This is a genomic window from Hymenobacter lucidus (genome assembly GCF_020447265.1).
GTDB lineage: Bacteria > Bacteroidota > Bacteroidia > Cytophagales > Hymenobacteraceae > Hymenobacter > Hymenobacter lucidus.
Window position 1 is genome coordinate 896,317 of the sequence record NZ_JAJADR010000001.1, and the last position, 22,641, is coordinate 918,957.

General features: G+C 59.7%; 17 protein-coding genes. 15 read left to right on the forward strand and 2 right to left on the reverse strand.

The features are described from left to right. Positions 1-64 precede the first annotated feature (64 nt). From rplQ to LGH74_RS03875, 8 genes are all read left to right on the forward strand, one after another. Positions 65-652, forward strand: coding sequence for a 50S ribosomal protein L17 (gene rplQ / locus LGH74_RS03840; RefSeq protein WP_226172184.1), 588 nt, complete (start codon positions 65-67; stop codon positions 650-652). Positions 653-881: 229 nt separating this feature from the next. Next, a complete protein-coding gene (locus LGH74_RS03845) occupies positions 882-2,192 on the forward strand; it encodes a TraB/GumN family protein (protein WP_226172187.1) in 1,311 nt (436 codons plus the stop codon). 77 nt (positions 2,193-2,269) lie between these two features. Further along, positions 2,270-3,274: a sensor histidine kinase gene (locus LGH74_RS03850; protein WP_226172199.1), complete on the forward strand. Its 1,005-nt coding sequence runs from the start codon at positions 2,270-2,272 to the stop codon at positions 3,272-3,274. A 15-nt stretch (positions 3,275-3,289) separates the two neighbouring features. Beyond that, positions 3,290-4,066, forward strand: a complete 777-nt coding sequence (locus LGH74_RS03855) for a LytR/AlgR family response regulator transcription factor (protein ID WP_226172201.1) — start codon at positions 3,290-3,292, stop codon at positions 4,064-4,066. 108 nt (positions 4,067-4,174) lie between these two features. After that, a complete protein-coding gene (gene eno, locus LGH74_RS03860; RefSeq protein WP_226172203.1) occupies positions 4,175-5,446 on the forward strand; it encodes a phosphopyruvate hydratase in 1,272 nt (423 codons plus the stop codon). A gap of 97 nt (positions 5,447-5,543) precedes the next feature. Continuing rightward, positions 5,544-5,858: an FtsB family cell division protein gene (locus tag LGH74_RS03865; protein ID WP_226172206.1), complete on the forward strand. Its 315-nt coding sequence runs from the start codon at positions 5,544-5,546 to the stop codon at positions 5,856-5,858. Between the two features lie 110 nt (positions 5,859-5,968). Next, entirely contained in the window at positions 5,969-9,979 is a 4,011-nt protein-coding gene (locus LGH74_RS03870; protein WP_226172209.1) for a CARDB domain-containing protein, read from the forward strand. A 149-nt stretch (positions 9,980-10,128) separates the two neighbouring features. Continuing rightward, complete coding sequence (locus LGH74_RS03875) at positions 10,129-10,575, forward strand: hypothetical protein (RefSeq protein WP_226172212.1); 447 nt, start codon at positions 10,129-10,131, stop codon at positions 10,573-10,575. Between the two features lie 12 nt (positions 10,576-10,587). On the opposite strand, the gene LGH74_RS03880 is transcribed toward LGH74_RS03875, so the two are convergent. Next, entirely contained in the window at positions 10,588-11,790 is a 1,203-nt protein-coding gene (locus tag LGH74_RS03880) for an anhydro-N-acetylmuramic acid kinase (protein WP_226172223.1), read from the reverse strand. A gap of 85 nt (positions 11,791-11,875) precedes the next feature. Beyond that, positions 11,876-13,732: a Fe-S protein assembly chaperone HscA gene (hscA, locus tag LGH74_RS03885; protein ID WP_226172226.1), complete on the reverse strand. Its 1,857-nt coding sequence runs from the start codon at positions 13,730-13,732 to the stop codon at positions 11,876-11,878. A gap of 414 nt (positions 13,733-14,146) precedes the next feature. On the opposite strand from hscA, the gene LGH74_RS03890 reads away from it, so the two are divergent. The 7 genes from LGH74_RS03890 to LGH74_RS03920 all read left to right on the forward strand — a co-directional run bounded on the left by LGH74_RS03890 (position 14,147) and on the right by LGH74_RS03920 (position 22,533). Beyond that, entirely contained in the window at positions 14,147-16,195 is a 2,049-nt protein-coding gene (locus LGH74_RS03890) for a DUF4331 family protein (RefSeq protein ID WP_226172229.1), read from the forward strand. Between the two features lie 162 nt (positions 16,196-16,357). Beyond that, positions 16,358-17,683 (forward strand): tetratricopeptide repeat protein, encoded by a 1,326-nt coding sequence (locus LGH74_RS03895; protein ID WP_226172232.1) that lies wholly within the window; start codon positions 16,358-16,360, stop codon positions 17,681-17,683. A 20-nt stretch (positions 17,684-17,703) separates the two neighbouring features. After that, positions 17,704-18,390, forward strand: coding sequence for a HupE/UreJ family protein (locus tag LGH74_RS03900; RefSeq protein ID WP_226172235.1), 687 nt, complete (start codon positions 17,704-17,706; stop codon positions 18,388-18,390). A 66-nt stretch (positions 18,391-18,456) separates the two neighbouring features. Beyond that, positions 18,457-18,843, forward strand: a complete 387-nt coding sequence (locus LGH74_RS03905) for a hypothetical protein (RefSeq protein ID WP_226172237.1) — start codon at positions 18,457-18,459, stop codon at positions 18,841-18,843. A 130-nt stretch (positions 18,844-18,973) separates the two neighbouring features. Then, the gene (locus LGH74_RS03910) at positions 18,974-19,204 is read left to right on the forward strand and encodes a hypothetical protein (RefSeq protein WP_226172239.1); all 231 of its coding nucleotides are present in this window, start codon (positions 18,974-18,976) and stop codon (positions 19,202-19,204) included. 2 nt (positions 19,205-19,206) lie between these two features. Then, positions 19,207-21,567 (forward strand): TonB-dependent receptor, encoded by a 2,361-nt coding sequence (locus LGH74_RS03915; RefSeq protein ID WP_226172241.1) that lies wholly within the window; start codon positions 19,207-19,209, stop codon positions 21,565-21,567. 168 nt (positions 21,568-21,735) lie between these two features. Continuing rightward, on the forward strand, positions 21,736-22,533 hold the full coding sequence (locus LGH74_RS03920) for a murein L,D-transpeptidase catalytic domain family protein (RefSeq protein WP_226172243.1): 798 nt from the start codon (positions 21,736-21,738) through the stop codon (positions 22,531-22,533). Positions 22,534-22,641: the final 108 nt, after the last annotated feature.

Genomic DNA, 22,641 nt, shown 5'->3' on the forward strand with positions numbered 1-22,641 from the left:
CTTCGGCTGCCCGCCGTGGTCGTCCTACGCAAGCACACACATTCATGCTGTAAAGCACAAACCAATGAGACACGGTAAAAAAATCAACCACCTCGGCCGTACCGCTTCCCACCGTAACGCGATGCTGTCAAACATGGCTTCGTCGCTGATCATGCACAAGCGCATCGAGACGACCGTTGCAAAAGCCAAAGCCCTGCGCAAGTTCGTAGAGCCCCTGCTGACTAAGTCGAAGAGCGACACCACGCACTCGCGTCGTACCGTATTCGCTACGCTGCAGAACAAAGAGTCGATTAAGGAGCTGTATGACACGGTAGCTGGCAAAATTGCCAACCGTCCCGGTGGCTATACCCGCATCATCAAGCTGAGCGACAACCGTCTGGGTGACAACGCCGAAATCTGCATCATCGAGCTGGTAGACTACAACGAAACGTTGTTGGAAGCCAAAACTGCTGGTGAGGCTAAAGCTACTACCCGTCGTTCGCGCAGCAAAAAGAAGGCTGACACGGCTGAAACCGCTGCTCCAGTAGCTGCTGCTACCGAGGCTCCGGCCGCCGTAGTAAGCGAAGAGGCTGCTGCCGTCACGGATGCTCCGACCGAAACGCTGAAAGAAGGCGAAACTCGTGACGAGAAAAGCGAAGAAGCTGCTTCGTAGTTTTCGAGCTACCTACTTATAAAAAAGGGACGTGCCGGCTGGCACGTCCCTTTTTGCTTTTATGGGTTGTTGGTAAGCAACTAGGCATTGGGAAAAGCAAGCCGGTGCATCAACGGAAATTTGCCTGAGTTTAAGGAAATTTTCAGGGGATTGGAAAACAGTAGCCGGGAAAAGGCCGGGAAAGCGGCGTGCTTTGGAGCATCCATTCCACTCTTAGCCTGCCAACTATATGAATCCTCTGTTTACCACATTTTACCGCTCACTGGCTTTGGGTGCCTTCCTGCTCACCGTGCATGCTACCGTGAAGGCCCAAGCACCGCAATCGGTAAGTTCTGCGCCAGTGTTTGCCGGCGTGCCACAGGAGCCGATTGAACTAGGAGATGCCAGTTTCCGGCTGTTTGACAAGGCTTTTTATACCAACCAGCTGTTTTTACTGGGCGAGGCGCACGGCGTAGCCCGGCCCCAGGAACTCGACTTTATACTGTTCAAGCACCTGAACCAACGGGCGGGCGTGCGCTATTATGCTGGCGAGTTTGACTGCGCCAAAGCCTATTACCTGAACTACTATCTGCGCAACGGCAACGACAGCACGCTGCGGCTGGTGTTTCGTAGCTGGGTGAAGGCAGAGTCGCAGTGGGCTAATAAGGACCTGTTCGACAAGTTCCGGAAGCTGCGGGCCCTGAACCTGACGCTGCCCGAGGAGCGTCGGTTTGAGTTTATGGGGCTCGATGAAGTGCAGGATATGCCGCTGGCCGCCGACTACCTGGATCATCTGCTGCGGAAAAAGACGTATGGCTCGCCTGGACTGGTTGCGCTGCGCGACTCACTGCTTACGCTGATGCGGCAGCCAGTAACTTCTCCCGTATTGGCGGCGGTGGCCCGGCGCACTCTGAGTGAACTGGAGCAGCACCGCAAGTCGTACAAGTTTTGGCTGGCTGGCTCTTATCCGGCGCTCCAGCATTTGCTCCGCAACCTTACGTACCGCGCCGATGGGCTGGGCCGGGAGCAGAGCATTTTTGCCAACTACCAAGCGTTGAGCCAGACCAAAGAGCTGACGGGCCGGAAAATGTACGGGCTATGGGGACTGGCGCACGTGCTGCAAAGCCCGTTGCAGGGAGGCTACTCGACGTTTGCGGCCATGGTGCGGCAAAGCAGTCTGCCCGCGCACGACAAGGTGGTATCGGTGATGTGCGCGTTTTCGGGATGCCGGATGCTGTATCCCAACAGTGGCCTGCCCGTGGCCTGGCAAACGAAAGGGCAGGTGTATGGCAGCACAACCAAATTTAACCACGATGGGCCATTGACGGTCATTGGCGGCATCGAGGAGCTGAAGGCGCAAACCAAGCCGGGCAGCACCACGCTCTTCCGGCTTGATGCTGCGGGGGCGGCTACCGTGCGCCAGCCAATTCGGGTGACGTATGCGCCAGGCATTCCAGCAGCCCAGCAGATGCAGTTCGACCTGAAGCTACCCGCGGCGGCCTACGTACAGTACTTGGTGCTGGTGCGCGACTCGGAAATGGTGCAGTCCCTGCGGCCCTGATGCTGACAACAGTAGAAACGTGGGGGCAAAGCGTGCATATTGCGCCGCCAACGTGGAGGCGGAACATACTGCAAACTATGAACTCTCTGGTAGAGCGGCCTTCCCGCTCCGATATAGCCGTGCTGCTGGCGTATTGGCTGGTGGCGGTGCCCATTATTCTGCAGACCTACGTGACACAGTTTGGCTGGCCCGGTTCCGTGCGCGGTATCCTGTTTACGATGGTGCTGGATACGCTGACCGTCGGGCTGCTGGTATTCGGCCTGTTGCCGAGGTTGCTGGCAAGGCCCCGGTGGTGGAAAGTGCTGGCTGTGTTGGTGCTGTTCCCGTTGCTGAGCGGCAGCGTGTACTACGGGGGCTACACGGCCGTATTCGGGTTGGAGGCCAACTGGAGCTGGCAGACCGTATTTTTCGGGGCGGCCCAGCACGCCATGAGCTACGGCTTCCTGGGAATTGTGCTGAGCGGTAAGCGGTATTTCGATATGCAGAAGCGGCTGCTGCAAACCAGCCAGGCCCAGACGGAAATGGAGCTGCGCCTGCTCAAGGCCCAGATTGACCCGCATTTTCTCTTCAACAACCTCAACATTCTCCACGGCCTGATTCAGCAGGACAAGGAAGCGGCCAGCCACTACCTGAGCTGTTTCGCGGCGCTCTACCGCTACCTGATTCGCCACAAGGACGACGACTTCGTGACCCTGGCCCAGGAGCTGCAGTTTGCCCACGAGTACATCTACTTGCTGCAACAGCGCTTCGGCGACGCTTACTGCTTCGAGCAGGAGCTGCTGACCACGCTGCCGCCCGATATGCTGTTTGTGGTGCCGGGCACGGTGCAGATATTACTGGAAAACGCCATTAAGCACAACCGCGGCGACGAAGATGACCCTCTAGTAGTGCGCCTGCGGGTTGACAATGAAACTCTGGCCGTCAGCAACCGGATCCTACCCAAGCTCACGCCGCCTGAATCGACGCGTACCGGGCTGCAAAACCTGCGGGAGCGGTACAAGATTCTGGCGGGCCGGCCCGTGGTGGTGCGGCAGGATGCGGAATTCTGCGTGACGGTGCCCGTAGTGAGCAGTGCGCGGTAAGCTTTACTTTTGACAATGCAGATTCTTATTCTGGAAGATGAAGAGCCGGCCGCCCTGCGCGTGCGGCAGTTTGTGGAGCAATCGGAACTGCCGGTAGCGGGCCTCACCGTGCTGCGCAGCGTAGCCAAGGCCCAGGCCTGGCTAATCGGCAATGCCATGCCCGACCTGGTTTTCTCCGATATTGAGCTGCTCGACGGCAACGTGTTTGAGCTCTACCGCCGCGTGGCCGTTACCTGCCCCATCATCTTCCTGACGGCCTACGACCAGTTTTTGCTCCAGGCCTTTCAGGTCAACGGCATTGCCTACCTGCTTAAGCCCTTTACCTACCCGCAGTTTGAAGCCACGCTGGCCAAGTACCAGGCCATGAAAAACAGCTTTGCAACTCCGGCTGCGCCGCAGCTGAGTCCGGCTCTGGTGCAGGAGCTCCGGCAGGCCCTGCAGCACAATGCTCGCAGCTACCGGCAGCGCTTCTCAGTGCGGCTGCGCAACGACCTGCACCTGCTGGCCGTGGACGATGTGGCCTACCTGCAGGCCGATGAGGGGGTTATTTTCGCGGTGGACAAGGCCGGCAGCCGCTTTCCGCTGGGTGGCACCCTCACCGAGCTGGAGCAGCAGCTGGACCCCAACCGGTTTTTCCGGCTCAACCGGAGTGAGCTGGTCAATATTGCCTACGTGGAGAAAGCCGAAGCGTATTTTAACAACCGGCTGGCCGTCAAAATCCGCTATAGTGCTACTGCGCTTATCACTAGCGCGGCCCAAACGCCCGAATTTCGGAAGTGGCTGGAAGGGTAGGAGGGTACAAAGTGAATTCCTTACCTTTCGGCCCCGCAGCCGGAAGTGGGGCCTAGGTTTAGGTTCGGCGGCTGCGGAAACGAATTCCTCACCACAATTCCTTTCAACATGAGCATTATAGCAGCCATCCATGCCCGGCAGATTTTTGATTCGCGCGGTAATCCGACCGTCGAGGTAGATGTAACCACGGAATCCGGCGTAGTGGGTCGCGCCGCGGTGCCGTCGGGGGCCAGCACCGGCAAGCACGAAGCCGTGGAGCTGCGCGACGACGACAAGTCGAAGTACATGGGCAAGGGCGTGCTGAACGCAGTGGAAAACGTGAACAGCAAGATTGCCGAAGAGCTGATTGGCTTCTCGGTATTCGAGCAGGGTTTGCTCGACAAGATCATGCTCGAAATTGACGGTACGCCCAACAAGGCTAACCTCGGTGCCAACGCCATTCTGGGCGCTTCGCTGGCCATTGCCCGCGCTGCCGCCCAGGAAGCCGGTATGCCGCTCTACCGCTACGTTGGCGGCGTGGGTGCTACCACGCTGCCCGTGCCGATGATGAACATTCTGAACGGTGGCTCGCACGCCGACAACAGCATCGACTTCCAGGAGTTCATGATTATGCCCGTAGGCGCCCCTTCCTTCTCGGAAGCCTTGCGCTGGGGTACCGAGATTTTCCACCACCTCAAGGACGTGCTCAAAAAGCAGGGCTTCAGCACCAACGTGGGTGATGAGGGCGGCTTTGCACCCAACATCAAGAGCAACGAGGACGCCATCAAAATCGTCATTCAGGCCATCGAAAAGGCTGGCTACAAGCCCGGCGACGACGTGATGATTGCCATGGATGCCGCTGCTTCCGAATTTTACTCCGACGGCCATTACCACTTCAAGAAAAGCACCGGCGACAAGCTGACCTCGGCGGAAATGGTGGCCTACTGGACCGACTGGACCAAGAAGTACCCCATCATCAGCATCGAGGATGGTATGGACGAGGACGACTGGACCGGCTGGAAAAACCTGACCGACAGCATTGGCAGCACCACCCAGCTGGTGGGTGACGACTTGTTCGTGACCAACGTGCAGCGTTTGCAGCGCGGTATCGACGAGAAGATTGCCAACTCCATCCTGATCAAGGTAAACCAGATTGGCACCCTCACCGAAACTATTGATGCCGTAAACCTGGGCCGCCGCAACGGCTACAAGAGCATCATGAGCCACCGCTCGGGCGAAACCGAGGACAATACCATTGCCGACCTAGCCGTGGCCCTGAACACCGGCCAGATCAAGACCGGCTCGGCCTCGCGCTCCGACCGGATGGCCAAGTACAACCAGCTGCTGCGCATTGAGGAAGAGCTGGGCGAAATTGCCTACTTCCCCGGCCGCAAGATGTAGTGCGCCGGTAGTTGTTGGATAATTCCACGGCTGCCAGTAAAATTTAAAGGGCCCGGTCTATGTGCAGACCGGGCCCTTTGTTTTATCTTTGAGAGCTATGCAGTTACTAGAGTTATTCCAGCGCGTGCCCCGCTTTTTGCGGAGCTTTTATTTTCTGGCCGGAACCGGGTTTCTGGTCTGGATGCTGGTGTTCGACTCCAATGATTTGCTGAAGCAATATGATATGTATGCCAAGTGGCGCGAGCTGCAGGCCGAGAAGGAATACTACCTCAACAACATTGAATTAGTGAAAAAAGACCGGGCTGAGCTATTGAGCAGCCCTGAGCTACTGGAAAAATTTGCCCGTGAAAAATATATTATGAAGCGTCCCGGCGAGGACGTGTTTATCCTGGTGCCCCAGCCGGCGGAATAGCGCCGCCCACCACTCCCTGTCTTTCATTTGACTGCCACGACATGGCTATATGTCGGCTGCTGGCCTTGCCCGCAGGATTTTAGCTTATTTCCTAACTCCAACAACACTGTATGCAACACAATTACCCTCACGGCACCGGCCGCTTCACTTCCTGGTGGGCAATGGCAGTGGCGCTGGTACTGCTGCTCACCGGCCAGGTTGCCGCGCAGACCTACTCGATGCCCACCACGGGCACCACGGCCATTACCACCTGTGCCGGCACGCTCTATGACGATGGTGGTGCCACCGGCAACTACACACCCAATGCCAACGGTACCGTCACCATTACGCCCGCCACGGCTGGTAGCAAGGTACGGCTGCAGTTCAACGGCTTTTCGGTGGGCTACTACGACCGGATGACGATTTACGACGGTTCCAACACGTCGGCTCCCATTATCGGCACCTACTACGACTACTATAGCCCTGGTACGGTGTATGCCACCACCAGCGCCGGTACGCTCACGGTGCGCTTTGCCACCGACTATTACAGCAATGGTTACAGCGGCTTTGCCGCCGATATTGCCTGCGTAACCACCATTCCGCAGTCTGATCTGGTGATTCAGGGTGCTTCGGCCACGCCGATTTCGGCCGTACCGGGCTCCACTCTCTCGCTCTACAGCTCGATTTATAACCTCTCGGGCACTACGGCTACCAGTTCCAACATTGGTTACTACCTCTCCACCGATGCCACGCTGGACGCGGCCGACGTATTGCTGGGTAGCTCCACGGGTAGCAGCCTCAGCGTGGGTAGCTACTCGAGCCGCAGCAACTACGTAGTGCTGCCTGCCAACACCACTGCCGGCGCGTACTATCTGCTATTTGCGGCCGACTACCAGAACGTAGTAAGTGAGAGCAACGAAACCAACAACGTGACGAGCGTGTACCTGAACGTGGTGCCACCTACCGTCGATCTGGTTATTCAGCAGCCTTCGGTGAGCCCGACGAGCACGGCTCCCGGTAACGTAATCGGGCTTTCCTGCACTATCAACAACCAGGGTAACGCCACGGCTACCTACAGCAGCGTAGGCTTCTACCTCTCCACCAACACGACCCTCGATGCCAGTGACCAGCTGCTGACTTCTGCCTACGGCAGCCAGCTGTCGCCCAACTACCCCTCGTACCGCAGCGTGACGACCAACGTGCCCCCGGGCACTACGCCCGGCAACTACTACATTCTGTTTGCCGCTGATTACCAAAATGTGGTAACGGAAAGCATTGAAACCAACAACGTATCGGCCGTAGCCCTGACCGTTGCTGCACCCAACGTCGACCTGACTGTGTCGCAGGCCAGCTTGAGCTACTACTCGGTATCGGCCGGCACCACCATCAGCGCCGGAGCTACCGTGTATAACCAGGGCAATACGGCCTCGCCTTCGAGCAATGTGGGCTACTATTTCTCGTCGGACGCGACCTTGTCGTCGAACGACGTATTGCTGAACAGCAGCACCGGCAGCGCACTGGGCGCGGGCCTGAGCAACTATCCCGGCGCTACGATTACTGTTCCGGCCACGGCTACGCCCGGTAACTACTACATCCTGTTTGCTGCCGATTACCTGAATGCCGTAACCGAATCGAACGAGAACAACAACGTGCGCAGCGTATCCATTACGGTGGTAGCGCCCAGCATCGACTTGGTCATTCAGTCGGCTTATCTGAACTCGACCACCACCACGGCGGGCACCACAATAAGCGGTAGCCACTACATTTACAACCAGGGCAATACCTCGGCTGCCAGCTCCAACGTGGGTTACTATCTCTCCACGGATGCCACGCTGAGCGCCAACGACGTGCTGCTTTCCTCCACTACCGGCGGAGCTCTGGTCAGCGGCGGCTATGCTACCCGCTACCCAAGCATGACCATTCCGGCCAGTACGGCTTCGGGCAACTACTACATCCTGTTTGCTGCCGATTACCAGAATGCCGTAACCGAAACCAACGAGGTAAACAACGTAGCGGCCATCGGCCTGACGGTGGTAACACCCGGCGTCGACCTGGTGATTCAGTCGGCTTACCTGAACTACTCGACCGTAACGGCTGGCAATGCTACTAGCGGCAGCCATTACATCGTGAACCTGGGCACGACTACCGCCACCAGCTCCACGACTGGTTACTACCTTTCTACGGATGCTACGCTGAGTTCCAACGACGTGCTGCTGGGCTCGGTTACGGGCGGTGCCCTGGCCGCTGGCGGCTACAGCACCCGCTACCCCACAATGACCATTCCGGCCAACACGGCCGCGGGTAACTACTATGTTCTGTTCGTAGCTGATTACCTGAGCGCAGTGACGGAAACCAACGAGACGAACAACGTATTCGCGGCGGCTCTGACGGTGGTAACGCCGGGCATCGACTTAGTACCTACGCAGCCGGGTTTGTCGCGCACGGCGGCGGCGGCTGGCACGCTCCTCACCGTTTCGGCCACTATCTACAACCAGGGCACTACGGCTACTACCTCCAGCGACATGGGCTTCTACCTCTCTACGGATGCTACGCTGAGTGCCAACGACGTACTCCTGGGCTCGGCCACTGGCTATACGATTTACGCTGGCGGCTACGACTATCGCTCGGCCAGCGTGACCATTCCTGCGGCTACTGCTACCGGCAACTATTACGTGCTGTTTGTGGCTGACCATCGGGGTGCGGTGACGGAAACCAACGAAACGAACAACGTAACCAGCGTTGGGCTGGCCGTAACCGCCCCTTTCAACGGCACGCTGGTGCCTTTCAGCGGCACGGCTACCATCACTACCTGCGGCACTTCTATTGCTGACAATGGTGGCAACAGCGACTACGCCGACTATTCTAACGGCTCTTTGACGATTAACCCTGCCACTACCGGCAGCAAAGTGCGTCTGACCTTCACCTCTTTCGCGCTGGAAACCTGTTGTGACCGGGTGACGATTTACGACGGCCCGTCGACCAACTCGCCTATCATTGGCTCGTATATCTATAGCCCGGGTATTGTAACGGCCTCGACTACCAACACCTCCGGTGCTCTGACGGTGCAGTTTGTCAGTGATGGTAGCGCGGTGTACTCCGGCTTCGAAGCCTCGGTGTCGTGCGTGACGACCACCACCGTGCAGCCCGACCTGATTGTGCAGAATCCTACGCAGTCGGTTACCTCGGTGGCCGCCGGCAATACCATCGGCCTGGGCGGCACCGTTCGCAACCAGGGTGCCGGCGATGCCAGCAGCAGCCAACTGGGCTACTACCTGTCGCTGAATACGACTATCGACGGTAATGATCTGTTGCTGGGCACCAGCAGCGGCGGCGCTTTGGGCGCGGGCCTCACGGCTCAGCGTACCGGCGTATTCAGCATTCCGTCCGGCGTTACGCCGGGTGCCTATTACGTAATCTACGTAGCTGACCCCAACGCTGCCGTGATAGAAACCAATGAAACTAACAACACCTCTGCGCTGGCCCTGACGGTGGTAGCTGCTCTGCCGGATCTGGTAGTATCGCAGGCTACGCTGAACCCAGCTACGACGCCGGCCGGTGGTACGGTTTCGGCCTCCTGCCTGCTCACTAACTCAGGCACGGCTTCGGCTGCGCAGAGCACCATGGGCTTCTACCTCTCTACCGACAACGTGTGGAGCAGCGGCGACGTGCTGCTGGGCTCGGTAGCGGCGGCGGCAATGCCCGTTAGCGCCGGTACTACCCGCGCGGCTTCTTTCGCCATTCCAGCTACTACGGCCGCCGGCAACTACTATGTACTCTACGTGGCCGATGCCCAAGGCGTAGTAACGGAATCGAGCAAGACCAATAACATCATCAGCATGCCGCTGACCGTGACGCTGACTACCCCAGTGCGGGAACAGCTCAATGGCTTTACCCTGAGCGTGTATCCGAACCCGGCTACCGGCGGTGAATTCTCGGTGCGCATGGATGGCCCCAACACCGGCAAAACAGCCGAGCTGGCCCTCTACAACAGCATCGGCCAGCAGGTAAGCCTGCAGTCGTTGACGCTAACTGCGGGCCGGGTTCCAGCGCGCTTCGTGACCAAGAACCTGGGTACTGGCGTGTATATGCTGCGCATTACCGGCGACGACCTGAACGTAACTCGGCGCATCCTTATCGAATAGTGCGGCAGTAGCCAAACTACGGCAAGCGGCGGCATCGACTCCAGAAGGTAACTTCCGGGGTGGGTGCCGCCGTTTTGTTTGCTACCTGGCCGGCGTGGCCCCGTATTTGACAAGCCCGGCCCGTAATCCATGTTTTGTCGGACAGCACTATGAACAAGTTTTGGAGAAGCCGGGGCGCCCGCCGGGTTGTGGTGTTGCTGGTTGTGTTGCTGCTGGCCGTGCCAACCGTGGCCCGACCCTCGCAGGTGCAGGTGGCCCGGCAGTTTCTGCTGGCCGTACTGCGCGGGGAGTACAAGGCGGCGTATGCGCTGCTCGCTCCCGAATTGCAGGCCAGCATGACGCCGCGGCAGTTTCGGGCGGCAGCTCAGCCACTGATAGCCCAGAGCCGGCAGCGCGGCCGGCCCATCGACTTATACAAGCTGGGCTACCGTATCGGCGAGGCCAACGACGTGCGCAATTTCTACAGCTTCATGTTCAAGAGCGACACGCTGGCCCGCCTGCCCCAGGTGCAGCTCGACGTAGTGTTTCGAGACTCGACGGCCACCCACATCCTGAGCTTCGGGCTGATTCCGGCCCCGCAAAGCAAGCGTAAGTAAGGAGCAGATAACTCAGCCCGGGAAAGAAATCTTGCCCAGCGTAACGGCGGGCACCGCTTGGGCACCGTGCCCAATGGGTCGGGCTTCGCCCACGAGCGTCTCGTTGGCCAGAATGGCGAATAGCACGGCTTCTTTGGCGTCGGGGGCAATGCCCAGCGCGGCGGTAGTGGAGAATTGGCACTGCGGCAACTCCCGCTCCAGCGCGGCCATCAGCGTGGGGTTGTGCATGCCGCCGCCGCTGGCATACACCACAAAAGGCCGTTGCGACCCGAAAGACTGTCGCACTGCTTGGCCCACCCCGGCGGCACTGAAGGCAGTGAGCGTAGCCAATAAATCGGGAGCGGGCAGTTGCTCCGTGCCGGTTCGTTGCTGCGCGGCGCGCACGTAAGCCGGGTTGAACAGCTCGGGGCCGGTGGTTTTGGGAATAGCCGCCGCGAAAAACGGATGCGCCAATAATTCCGCCAGCAACCCGGAATGTACAGTGCCCTGGGCGGCTAAAGCGCCATTTTCGTCGTATTGCCGGCCGGGGTACAGTTCCCGCACGAAGGCATCGAGCAGCGTGTTGCCCGGGCCGGTATCGGTACTGAACACCTCGGTGGCGTCGAGGCTGGCGGCCAAGTAAGTGAAGTTGGCAATGCCGCCCAGATTGAGCAGCAGTCGGTCTTCGCCGGATTGGGAAAACACCAGGTAGTCGCCGTACACGGCCAGCGGCGCGCCCTGCCCGCCGGCGGCTACGTGCTTCTGCCGAAAGTCGCTGAGGGTAAGAATACCGGTGCGCACGGCTATATGGTCTGCGTCGCCGAGCTGCAGGGTGGCATTGGGCCAGCCAGCTAGGCCATGCTGGTGCTGCGGGGCATGAAATACCGTTTGGCCGTGGCTGGCAATGGCATCTACTTCGGCGGGCGTAATCTGCCACTGGGTCAGGCACTGCAGTACTATATCGGCGTGCAGTGTGCCCAGCCAGGCGTGGAGTAGCGTAAGGTGCTGCAGCCCGACCTGTGGCCGGGCAAAAACCTGTCGGATTTCGTGGCGGATCTGCTCGGAATACGGTACTGTGGCAAACTGCTCGACCGTGACCTGAGTGGCCGCCCCGTGACCCGAAAAGCGACACAGCGCCACGTCCAGCCCATCCAGGGAAGTGCCCGACATCAGACCGATAATGCGGCGCTCCGGCTTTTGGGCCGCCGCGAGCAGCTGGGTAAGGTTGGTATTCATTGCCGTAAAACTGGGGTAGCAAGCCAATAAAAAAGCGGGTCATCGTAGGCAAGCTACCATGACCCGCTTCCGGTTCGACTATTCCTTATTCAATCTTTTTGCCGGCCATAGCCTGCTTGATGGAAATGTTCATTACCCGCTCGGCAAACGGGCTGGTGAGGCTTTCCAACTCGTCGACGGCCTTCAGGATGGTGTCCTTGACGTTGGTTTCCAGCGCCTCGCGCAGCACCTGGGTCTGGGCGGCCGTCTGGGTTATTTCGTCTTCGGTCAGGTACTGGGAGTTCTTGTCCACGAAGCGCTCCACCTGGTAGAGCATCTGCTCGGCCACGGTGCGGGCCTCGATAACCATGCGGGCGGCCACGTCTTCGCGGGCGTGGGTGAGGGAGTCCATCAGCATCTGCTCTACCTGCTCGTCGGTGAGGCCGTACTGGGGCTTGATTTCCACCGCCTGCCGGGTGTTGGAGCGCAACTCAATGGCCTCCACCTGCAGAATTCCGTCGGCGTTGAGCAGGAAGTTGACATCGACCTTGGGCAGGCCGGCGGGCATAGCCGGAATACCGCGTAGGTCGAATTCGGCCAGCTTGCGGTTTTCCTTCACCAAATCCCGCTCGCCCTGATATACCGAAATTTTCAGGTTCACCTGTCCGTCCACGGAAGTGGTGTACTGGCGGCCGGCCTTGGTCGGAATCTTGGAGTTGCGCGGAATAATCGGGTCCATCAGCCCGCCCAGCGTTTCAATGCCCAGCGTGAGCGGCGTCACGTCGAGCAGCAGCACGTCGCGGCGGTTGCCGGCCAGGATATCGGCCTGAATGGCCGCACCGAGGGCTACTACTTCGTCGGGGTTGAGGGAGCTGTTGGCGGGCTGCTGGAAAAACGCGGATACCGAATCATACACCAGCGGCACGCGCGTGGAGCCACCTACCAGCAGCACCGCGTCGAGTTGCTGCGGCGTCAGCTTGGCATCGGCCAGGGCCTGGCGGCACGAAACGATGGTGCGCTCGACCAGAGGCTGGATCAGTTCGTTGAATTTCGTTTTGGTCAAGGGTAGCAGCGTGCCGCCGAAATCGGCCGAAAACTCTTCGTGCCGGCTCAGGTGCTTTTTGGCGGCTTCAGCCAGCAGCCGCAACTCCTGCTGGGCACTGCCATTCTGGTACAGATACGCGGCAAGCTGGTAGTCACTGGTCCAGTAGTCGATAATGGCCCGGTCAAGGTCGTCGCCGCCAAGATAGGTGTCGCCGTTGGTGCTGAGCACTTCAAAAATACCCTGCTGTATGCGTAGAATGCTCACGTCGAAGGTGCCGCCGCCGAGGTCGTATACGGCCACGGTTTTTTCCTCGTCGGGGCTCAGACCAATGCCGTAAGCCAGGGCGGCGGCCGTGGGCTCGTTCACGATGCGCAGCACTTCGAGGCCCGCCAGGCGGCCGGCGTCGCGGGTGGCCTGGCGCTGGGAGTCGTTGAAATAGGCCGGCACGGTAATCACGGCCTTGTTGACGGGCGTTTTCAGGGCGTGCTCGGCCCGCAGGCGCAGTTCCTTCAGAATCTCGGCGCTCAGCTCGATGGGGGAGTAGAACCGGTCGCCAACCCGGATTTTGACCAGGCCTTCGGTGTTGTCGTCGATAACCTTGTAGCCAAGCTGGGTGGCATGCTCGCCCAGGTCGCGGTACGACTTGCCGAGCAGGCGCTTCACGGAGTAAATCGTGTTCTGCGGGTCGGTTAGTAGGTAGTCTTTGGCCTCGGTGCCCACAATGGGCTCCTGAGCGCCGGCCGGAAAATGCACCACAGACGGCACGATGGTGCCCCGGCCCTGGTCATTGATAGCCAGCGGGTGCCCGTCGGGGTGGATGTAGGCCACCAGGCTGTTGGTAGTGCCCAGATCAATGCCGACGATGATTTCTTCCTGCTGAATACTCCCCGTGGAGAGGTTGATTGCGACTTTGGCCATGGTAAAGAAAACGACGCGCCGCGGCGCGGAAGGGTACGCTAAAAAAGAAGTAGGACGTGTTTTGCCTACCTACGATGAAGGGGGCAAAAGTAGCGAAGAAATACCGGTGGGTCAGGATAACAAACCGTTGGCAGAGTTGGCGTTGGACCGGGTGCTATTTTTTTGAAATAAAGTTCCATCGGTGCCAATCCAGACTCGGCCTCACCTCCGTATGTCCCTGCAATTCCGCCCCTCCTTATTTTCCTGTTGCTGAGCATTTAGCTCACTCTGCTACGCCCTTGCCCAGCCGCCACACAGCTGGCGGGCACACAGTGCTGCCACTTTCGCAGCCGTCCTATCCCGGTCTCTTTTCAGTGCTTGCCGGCTTGCCGGTAAGGTCATATTTCCTTTTTACCCACTCCAAATTCCTTTATCATGAAGAAGACCTTTACTCGTCCGATTCTCCACATGGGCTTAGCCGCTACTGCTATAGTAGGCGCCCTGGCCTGGAGCGGACAAAACACCCGCATTGAGGCGTCCAGCCACCGTGAGGCGCCGCTTATTGCGGATGACCCATTGGCCGACAACACCGACCTGTATGCCTTCCGCGACCCGAACAACGCGGAAATGATTAACATCATTGCCAACTACATTCCGCTGGAGCTGCCCCAGGGCGGACCCATCTACAACACGTTTGGCGAGAATATCCGCTACGAAATCCACATCAAGAACAAGACGACTTCGACTGGCGACGACCTGACCTACCGGTTCACGTTTACCCGCACGAACGAGGACGGCACCACGTTTTTCCGCACCCGGCTGGGCAAGGAAAACCAGAAAACCACCTACACCGCCGAGCTAAGCGTGAATGGCGGTGCTTTCACTTCCATCGTAACCGGCGGCGTTGTGCCCCCACCCAACATCGGCCCCCGCTCTATTGAGGGCGCCAATGGCCTGAATACGCCCTATAATACGCTGATGACTAACGCCATCCGGACGCTGGCCAATGGCACCAAAGTGTTCTGCGGCCCGGTGGATGACCCATTCTTCGTGGATCTGGGTGGTATTTTCGATTTGGGCGGCGTGCGTCAGACGGGTGCCCGCGACGGGGTAGCTCGTAAAAACACCCACACCATTGCTCTGCAAATTCCAATTTCGGTGCTGCAGAAAGACGGCAAAACCGGCGCTCAGGCCGCCAATATCCTTGATTCGGACTACGTAATTGGGGTGTGGGCCTCGGCCAGCCGGCCGGCTCTGCGCACCCTGAACGTGGACGGCACCCAGACCCACACCGGCAACTACGTGCAGGTTTCGCGCCTGGGTATGCCGCTGACCAACGAAGTGGTTATTCCCATCGGCCAGAAAGACGAGTGGAACGCGGGCAACCCCTATGGTATGGTCGCCAAGTTCGACGAAAACGCCATGAACCCGGAGCTGGCCCTCTACATGGACGAAAGCCGCTTCGCTGCGGCCGTACCTGGCCTGAACCCACTGCGCATCCAGGCCAACTCGCTGCAGGCTTTCGACTTCCGCAATGGTAAGGACGGCCTGGCCAACCTGACCACTGCCCAGCGTGCCGGTACCGTTTTCGCCGACCCAACGTTTGGCCCTTACCTGCTGCGCGCCGGTAAGCCCCGCTCGGTTGATATTCTGCCCATCTTCCACACGGGTGTGCCCAACCTGCCGCCTTACCAGCTGGCTACCGGCAAGCCAGCCCGCAACCCGCTGGCTGCTGGCAAGCCGTTTATCAATAACTTTCTGCCCACGCTCGGCGACATGCTGCGCCTGAACATGGCCGTGCCTACCACGGCCCGCAACTCGGCTGACTTCAGCTCGGAAGGCCTGCTGGCCGCCGCCGTATTGGGTCTGACGGATCCGCGCTACAACACCAGCGCTGCACTGCAGGCTATTCCTAACATGGACGGCTTCCCTAACGGCCGTCGTTTGGAAGATGACGTAACGCGCATCGAGCTACAAGCTGTAGGTGGCGTGGTACTGGCCGCTATTGGCCTGTTCTACGACGACTACTCGGCTACGGCCGCCAGCCCGCTTACGCCCCAACTGCTGAGCGTAGTTGGTTTCCGGACCGGCGTAGAAGCTAACGACACCACCTTTACGTCGGCTTTCCCCTACATGCAGACGCCGTGGCGCGGTACCAAAGCACAGGCTACCATTACTTCCCAGCGAGGCAGCGTAGGCCTGGGCCTGCAGGCTTCGCCGGTTGAGCTGGCGCAGAACTACCCGAACCCCTTCACCGACAAGACCACCATCCGCTACGAAGTAGGCGTGAAAGGTCCGCTGACCATCGTTATCAGTGACATGATGGGCCGGCCCGTGGCTACGCTGGTGAGCAACAAGGAGCACAAGCCCGGCACTTACGAGATGCCGTGGAAAGTGCAGAACCTGGCTGCCGGCACCTACATTGCCACGGTAAAATCGGGCGAAACGGTATTGCAGTCCATTAAGCTGGTGCATACCAACTAAGCAAGCTGACTTCTGAGGAGCCGATTGCCTAAGCTCCGTGCTGTGGCAGTCGGTTCTGAAGTGGGTCACTCTGATAGCCGGACCCGGGTGAGTTCGGCTATCTTGTTGGCTTTCAGTTCTACCCTTAGCTGGGCGCTTTTCTACCCTTTAGCTTCCGCTGCTTTGAGAAAATATCTTTACCCTACTCTGCTGGTTTGTTTCGGCCTGGCCGTGGCAGCCCTGTTTTTCTTCCGCAAGCCCGAGCCCATTCCCACCCTCAAGGAGCGCCACGGCGACCTGGCCCTGGGCGGCGAATGGCTGAATACCAAGAATGCCATTGGGGGCCTGCTGGCGCAATTGCGCGCCAAACCCGACGACAACAAAGCCAAACTGCTGCTGGCCCAGGCCTACATGCAGGAGGCCCGCGTTACCGGCGACCATCCGTACTACGATATGGCCGCCATGCAGCTGCTGAACGGTGTGCTGCAAAAGGAGCCCGAAAACTTTGAGGCGCTGTGCTGCAAAGCCTCCCTGTGCCTCACTCAGCACCACTTTTCCGAAGGCTTGGCCGTAGCCGAACAGGCCGTAGCTCTCAATCCGTCCAACGCTTTCGTCTACGGCTTGCTGTGCGATGCCAACGTGGAGCTGGGCCGCTACCCCGAAGCCGTGAAAATGGCCGACAAAATGAACCAGGTGCGCCCCGATCTGCGCTCCTATTCGCGGGTTTCCTACCTGCGCGAAATCCACGGCGACTACCCGGGGGCCATTGAGGCGATGGATATGGCTGTGAAAGCCGGCTACCCTGGCTTGGAGCAAACCGCCTGGACGCGCATCACGCTGGGCCACCTCTATGAGAATACCGGCGACCTGACCAATGCCGAAAAGCAGTATGCGCAAGCTCTGCTGGAACGGCCCTACTACGCCTATGCCCTGGCCGGTATGGGCCGGGTGGAAAAGGCCCGTAAAAATTACCCGGCCGCCATTGAGTACTTCCGCAAAGCCCGCGCTACGGTGCAGGACTACGCTTTTGCCGATGAGCTGACCGACCTCTACCGCCTAAGCAACGAGCCCGCCAAAGCTACCCAGATGGCCAAAGAAGCCATTTCGATGCTGGCCGACGACGCCAAAGAAGCCGACGACAACGAGCAGATGGGCCACTACGCCGACCGGGAGCTGGCTTATGCCTACGTCAAAACCAACGAGCTGGACAAAGCCCTGACCCACGCCAAAATCGAGTACGACCGGCGCCCCGACAACATTGATGCCTGCGAAACTCTGGCCTGGGTACACTATAAGCGCGGCAACTTCAAGGAAGCCCAGCAGTTGATTACGACGGCTCTGCGTACCAACTCCCAGAACTCCACGCTACTCTGCCGCGCCGGCCTGATTGCCACCAAAAACGGCCAGGCCGAAAAAGGGCAGGCTTTGATTCGGAAGGCACTGGATACCAATCCTTACTTGAGCTTCGACCTGGCTGACGAAGGCAAGAAGCTGCTGGCCGCTAACTAACCAAGCTGGCTCCAACTGCTATGAAGGCACAAGTCTGGCATAAGGGAATAGCCACGCGGGTAGCTTTGCTGCTGCTCGCCGGGCTGCTGTGGCCCCAACTGGCCGCCGCCCACGTGCTGGATGTGGACGTGAGTAAACTCTCGCGCACCGACATCATCAGCACTTATCTGCAGCTCGGTTACACCCACATTCTGCCCCTCGGCCTCGACCATATCCTGTTCGTGCTGAGTATCTTTTTTCTGGAGCCCCGCCTCAAGCCGGTGCTATGGCAGGCCACGGCTTTCACCGTGGCGCACTCCATTACGCTGGGCTTGGCTATGTACGGGCTTATTTCGCCGCCGGCATCCATCGTGGAGCCCGTTATTGCGCTTTCCATCCTGTTTGTGGCCATCGAAAATATCGTGGCCGACAAGCTCAACCCGTGGCGGGTCGTCATCGTGTTTGGCTTCGGCCTGATTCACGGTATGGGTTTCGCCAGTGTGCTAACGGGCCTCGGGCTGCCCCGCACCATGTTTGTCGAGTCCCTGATTTCCTTTAACGTGGGCGTCGAGTTGGGGCAGGTCACCGTGATTCTGCTGGCCTGGCTGCTGGTAGGCCGCTGGTTTGCCGATAAGCCCTGGTATAAGCAGCGCGTGGTAGTGCCCATGTCGGTGCTCATCGGCCTCATTGCCGCCTACTGGACCGTAGAGCGGGTTTTCTTCGCTTAGTTTCCACCTCGAAGTACAACCTGCCAGTCAATTTTTAGCTACCAATTCTCAATTTCTGATTCAAAAATGCTGCGTTTCTGGCTCGTGCTGCTGTTGCTCACCAACTACCTTGTGGTAGTAGGAGCTGGCCTCGTGAACCGGCCGGAAGCCCCGCGCTACTCCGCTGCGCACCCCTACCAGCACAGCCACGACTGCCAGCAGAAGCACTACCTGATGCTTGACTGCTTCGACCAATGCAACGGCGACCAGCAGGCCATTCAAAAGCAAGCTGCCGGCAAGACGGCCCAGCATCTGCTGTCGGTACTCAAGGGCATCGATGTGCATTGCCTGAGTGAAACGGCAGCGGTAACACCTATTTATTATTCTACCCAGATGGCCTTGCCCGCCGCCGCTACGCCGGCCGTGCCCGTGGGCTTTCAGGCTGCTTTCTACCCGCCTCCCCGTCGGGGATAAGTCGTTTTGCCGGCTGTAACAAGCTGGCTCGCTGCGCGTGAAGTTCTCCGCGCCGTTTCGTCTTATCCACTTACCTGCTGCTGCCCGCCGGACGACCCATTCCCGGCTGCCGCAGCTACTCTACCGACGCATGCAATCCTTGTTTACTTTCTCGCTGCCGCTGGCTACTGCCACCGGGCATTTTGCGGCTGCTCCGCTGCCGTCATCCACCACTGTTCAGGGTTCTATTCTTGCTACAAAGCAAGAACCAGCGGCCAAGCACACCTACAAGCCCCGCGAATATGCCAGCCTCGCCACCCACCGGGCGCAGGTACTGGCCCAGCGCCGCACGGCCATTCGTAGCTCTGCCAAGCGTTGGTAAACATGGAGCAGCCCTATTCTCTCTCTGTTTCAAGCGCCCAGGCTGGTCAGGCAACCCCAAAATATGGCTCGTATAGTCTGGCGCGGCGCTTCCTGGCTACGATTGTACTCACGCTGCTGAGCCTTGCCGCTTCGGCTCAACATCCAGCTGCCGGCACGGCCAGCATCCGCGGTACGGTGGTCGATTCAGTGTCGGGGCAGCGCCTGCCGGGCGTCGGAATTCGCCTGGAAGGGCAGGCGGCCGGCACGGCTTCCGACGCGCTGGGTGCTTTTCGGCTCGATAAGCTGCCGGCCGGCACTTACACCGTGCGGGCCACGGCCCTGGGTTACCGTAGCCCGGCCGCTACCGTTACGCTTGTGGCCGGCGCTACCCAAACCGTGAGTCTACACTTGGCCCCAGTGGCTTTGAGCTTGCGCGAAGTCACCGTGTCGCAGCCCCGCGACCCGAACCAGTCGCTAGCTACCATCACTCAGATCGACCGGGTGCTGCGGCCCCTGAACTCGGCTCAGGACCTGCTGCCGCTGGTGCCGGGCCTCTTCATTGCCCAGCACGCGGGCGGCGGCAAGGCCGAGCAGATTTTCATCCGGGGCTTCGACGTGGACCACGGCACCGATTTCAACGTGAGTGTGGATGGGCTGCCGGTGAATATGGTGAGCCACGCCCACGGCCAGGGCTACGCCGATTTCCACTTCACGATTCCGGAAACGGTGGAGGCTCTGAATGTGTACAAAGGCCCGTACACGGCTCGATTCGGAGATTTTGCCACGGCCGGAGCCGGCGAGTTCAGCACCAAAACCAGCCTGACGCACAGCCAGGCCAAGCTGGAGCTGGGCCAGTTCGACACGCGCCGGGCCCTGCTCATGCTCGACTTGCTCCCTGATGGCAAGCACTTGCTCAGCCAACACACCGAAAGCGCCTACCTAGCGGCCGAGTATTCATTTACCAACTCCTATTTCGACGCCAAGCAGGATTTCAAGCGCTTCAATGGCCTGGCCAAATACACTGGCCTGCTCTCGGAGCGTACGTCGTTGATGGTGCTCGGCTCGCACTTCACTTCCAACTGGGATGCCTCGGGCCAGGTGCCGGAGCGGGCCATTCGCGACGGGCATATTTCGCGCTTCGGCAGCATCGACCCGAGTGAGGGCGGCCGCACCAACCGCACCAACGCCACGGCCACGCTCACTACCACGCTGCCCCACGACGCGGTGCTGCGCCAGCAGGCTTACTTCGTCAACTACAACTTCAACCTGTATTCCAACTTCACCTTCTTCCTGGAAAATCCGGTGGAGGGCGACGAAATCCGCCAGAACGAGCACCGCAATATCTACGGCTACACTGGCACGTATGAGCGCGACACGCAGCTGGGCAGCCGCAAGCTGCACTCGGTGCTGGGCGTGGGCACCCGCCTCGACGACGTAGACGTGGCCCTGAGCCGCACTGTAAACCGCGCCGTGCGTGACACCATCGTATCGGGTCACGTCTACGAGCAGAACCTCAACGCCTACCTCGACGAAACCCTGCCGCTCACCGACCACCTGACGCTAAACGCTGCCCTGCGCGTCGATTATTTTCGCTTTAACTTCCAAGAGCAAAACGACCCGGCGCAGTCGGGCAAGGCTGGCAAAGGGCGCGTGAGTCCCAAGCTGAACCTGTACTACGATCTGACGCCCGACGTGCAGTTTTTTGCTCGCTCTGGTTTTGGCTTTCACTCCAACGATGCCCGGGCGGTGGTACAAAACCCCACGGCCAACGTGCTGCCCCGCGCCATCGGCTACGAGGTGGGCAGCACCTTCAAGCCTGTGCCGAGCCTGGTGGTGAATACGGCCCTCTGGGCACTACACCTGCAGGATGAGCTGGTGTACGTCGGCGACGGAGGCTTCACGGAAAGCGCCGGCCGCACCCGCCGCTACGGCGTCGATTTGTCGGTGCGCTACCAGCTCAGTCGCACCCTGTTTCTGGATGCCGACCTCAACTACAACCACGGCCGTCTGGTAGAAGCCCACCCCGATTCCAACCGGATTCCGCTGGCGCCTACGTTCACCAGCATTGGCGGTATCACCTACAAGCAGCCCTCGGGCTTTAGCGCCAGCCTGCGCTACCGCCACCTCAACGACCGGCCCGCCAACGAATTCAACTCGGTGCGGGCCCGGGGCTACTTCCTGCTCGATGCCGTGGTGAGCTACACCCACCGCCGCTTTCAGATGGGCGCCAGCGTGGAAAACCTGCTGAACGTGGAGTGGAATCAGGCCCAGTTCGACACCCAGAGCCGCCTCCCTGGCGAGGCTCCCGAGGGCGTATCGGAGCTGCATTTCACGCCCGGTACGCCGTTTTTCCTGAAAGGCAACGTCAGTGTATTTTTCTAGCGGGCAAAGTACGGTGGCCAGTAGCGGCCACTGTTTTTCCAACCTAGGCAGCGCACCTTCCGAAAAGAAGCCTGATCTTGGCCCCTGGCTTCCCTGTTATCTGTGTAAATGTCCTGTTCCACAACCTACAAACCGTCATTCCCAGGCTGGCTGGCCGGCTTGCTACTTTTGGGAACCGTAAGCTGCCAATCGGTAGGGGAAAAGAGCCAGCCCACAGCCGCCAACGTGTCGGTGCTGCCACCGGTGTTGGCCGATACCGTGAAACCTATAGCTGCCGCCCCCGCCGATTCGTTACTGCCCACAGTGCTGGCTCCCGTGCCTGGCCTGTCCGATTCGTTGCGGCGGGAAGTAGCCGCGCTGTACCAGGCCCTGGGTGCTGAGGCGCAGGCTTTGCGCCTCAGCGTACTGGAGCGGGCCTGTGTAGGCTACCTCACCCTGCGCCACGCCGGCCGCATCGGCCGCCCCCGGGTGCTGGCCGTGGTGGATATGGATTTGCCCTCCACCGAAAAGCGCCTCTGGGTGCTCGATCTGAGCAAAAAGCAGGTGCTGCACCGCAGCTACGTGGCCCACGGCCGGGGCTCTGGTCAGCTGCGGGCCCGGCGCTTCTCCAACCGGATTAAGTCGGCCTGCACGGCGCTGGGCTTCTACCGCACTGCCGACACTTATGGCGGCAAGCATGGCCTCTCGCGCCGTCTGCACGGCCTCGACGCCGGCCAGAATAGCAACGCTCTTAGCCGCTACGTGGTGCTGCACGGCGCCGACTATGCCGGTCAGGACTATCTAAACGCACACGGCCAATTGGGCTACAGCCGGGGCTGCCCCGCGCTGCCGCCCGAGCAATACCGGGTCATTATCAAAGCCGTGGGGGAGGGAGCCTGCCTGTTTCTGAGCGGCCCTGGCCTGGAGTCGAAGTGGCTGGATGGGGCCACGGCTGGCCGGCAGCTGGCCGCAAGGGGCTGGCGGTAAGTGGTAAAAGCAAGTTATGTCGAACAAAGTGAGACACCTCGCGTGCAATGATAAATAAGTAGCATTGCTATAGAGATACTTCGGCAGGCTCAAGATGCCAGGGTAAAC

Bases quoted from the DNA above. Each gene is read 5' to 3' on its own strand.
- LGH74_RS03905 (WP_226172237.1), top strand. From the start codon at position 18,457: ATGCTGCGTTTCTGGCTCGTGCTGCTGTTGCTCACCAACTACCTTGTG.
- LGH74_RS03870 (WP_226172209.1), top strand. From the start codon at position 5,969: ATGCAACACAATTACCCTCACGGCACCGGCCGCTTCACTTCCTGGTGG.
- rplQ (WP_226172184.1), top strand. From the start codon at position 65: ATGAGACACGGTAAAAAAATCAACCACCTCGGCCGTACCGCTTCCCAC.
- hscA (WP_226172226.1), bottom strand. From the start codon at position 13,732: ATGGCCAAAGTCGCAATCAACCTCTCCACGGGGAGTATTCAGCAGGAA.
- LGH74_RS03880 (WP_226172223.1), bottom strand. From the start codon at position 11,790: ATGAATACCAACCTTACCCAGCTGCTCGCGGCGGCCCAAAAGCCGGAG.
- LGH74_RS03845 (WP_226172187.1), top strand. From the start codon at position 882: ATGAATCCTCTGTTTACCACATTTTACCGCTCACTGGCTTTGGGTGCC.
- LGH74_RS03915 (WP_226172241.1), top strand. From the start codon at position 19,207: ATGGAGCAGCCCTATTCTCTCTCTGTTTCAAGCGCCCAGGCTGGTCAG.
- LGH74_RS03875 (WP_226172212.1), top strand. From the start codon at position 10,129: ATGAACAAGTTTTGGAGAAGCCGGGGCGCCCGCCGGGTTGTGGTGTTG.
- eno (WP_226172203.1), top strand. From the start codon at position 4,175: ATGAGCATTATAGCAGCCATCCATGCCCGGCAGATTTTTGATTCGCGC.
- LGH74_RS03910 (WP_226172239.1), top strand. From the start codon at position 18,974: ATGCAATCCTTGTTTACTTTCTCGCTGCCGCTGGCTACTGCCACCGGG.
- LGH74_RS03855 (WP_226172201.1), top strand. From the start codon at position 3,290: ATGCAGATTCTTATTCTGGAAGATGAAGAGCCGGCCGCCCTGCGCGTG.
- LGH74_RS03850 (WP_226172199.1), top strand. From the start codon at position 2,270: ATGAACTCTCTGGTAGAGCGGCCTTCCCGCTCCGATATAGCCGTGCTG.
- LGH74_RS03890 (WP_226172229.1), top strand. From the start codon at position 14,147: ATGAAGAAGACCTTTACTCGTCCGATTCTCCACATGGGCTTAGCCGCT.
- LGH74_RS03900 (WP_226172235.1), top strand. From the start codon at position 17,704: ATGAAGGCACAAGTCTGGCATAAGGGAATAGCCACGCGGGTAGCTTTG.
- LGH74_RS03865 (WP_226172206.1), top strand. From the start codon at position 5,544: ATGCAGTTACTAGAGTTATTCCAGCGCGTGCCCCGCTTTTTGCGGAGC.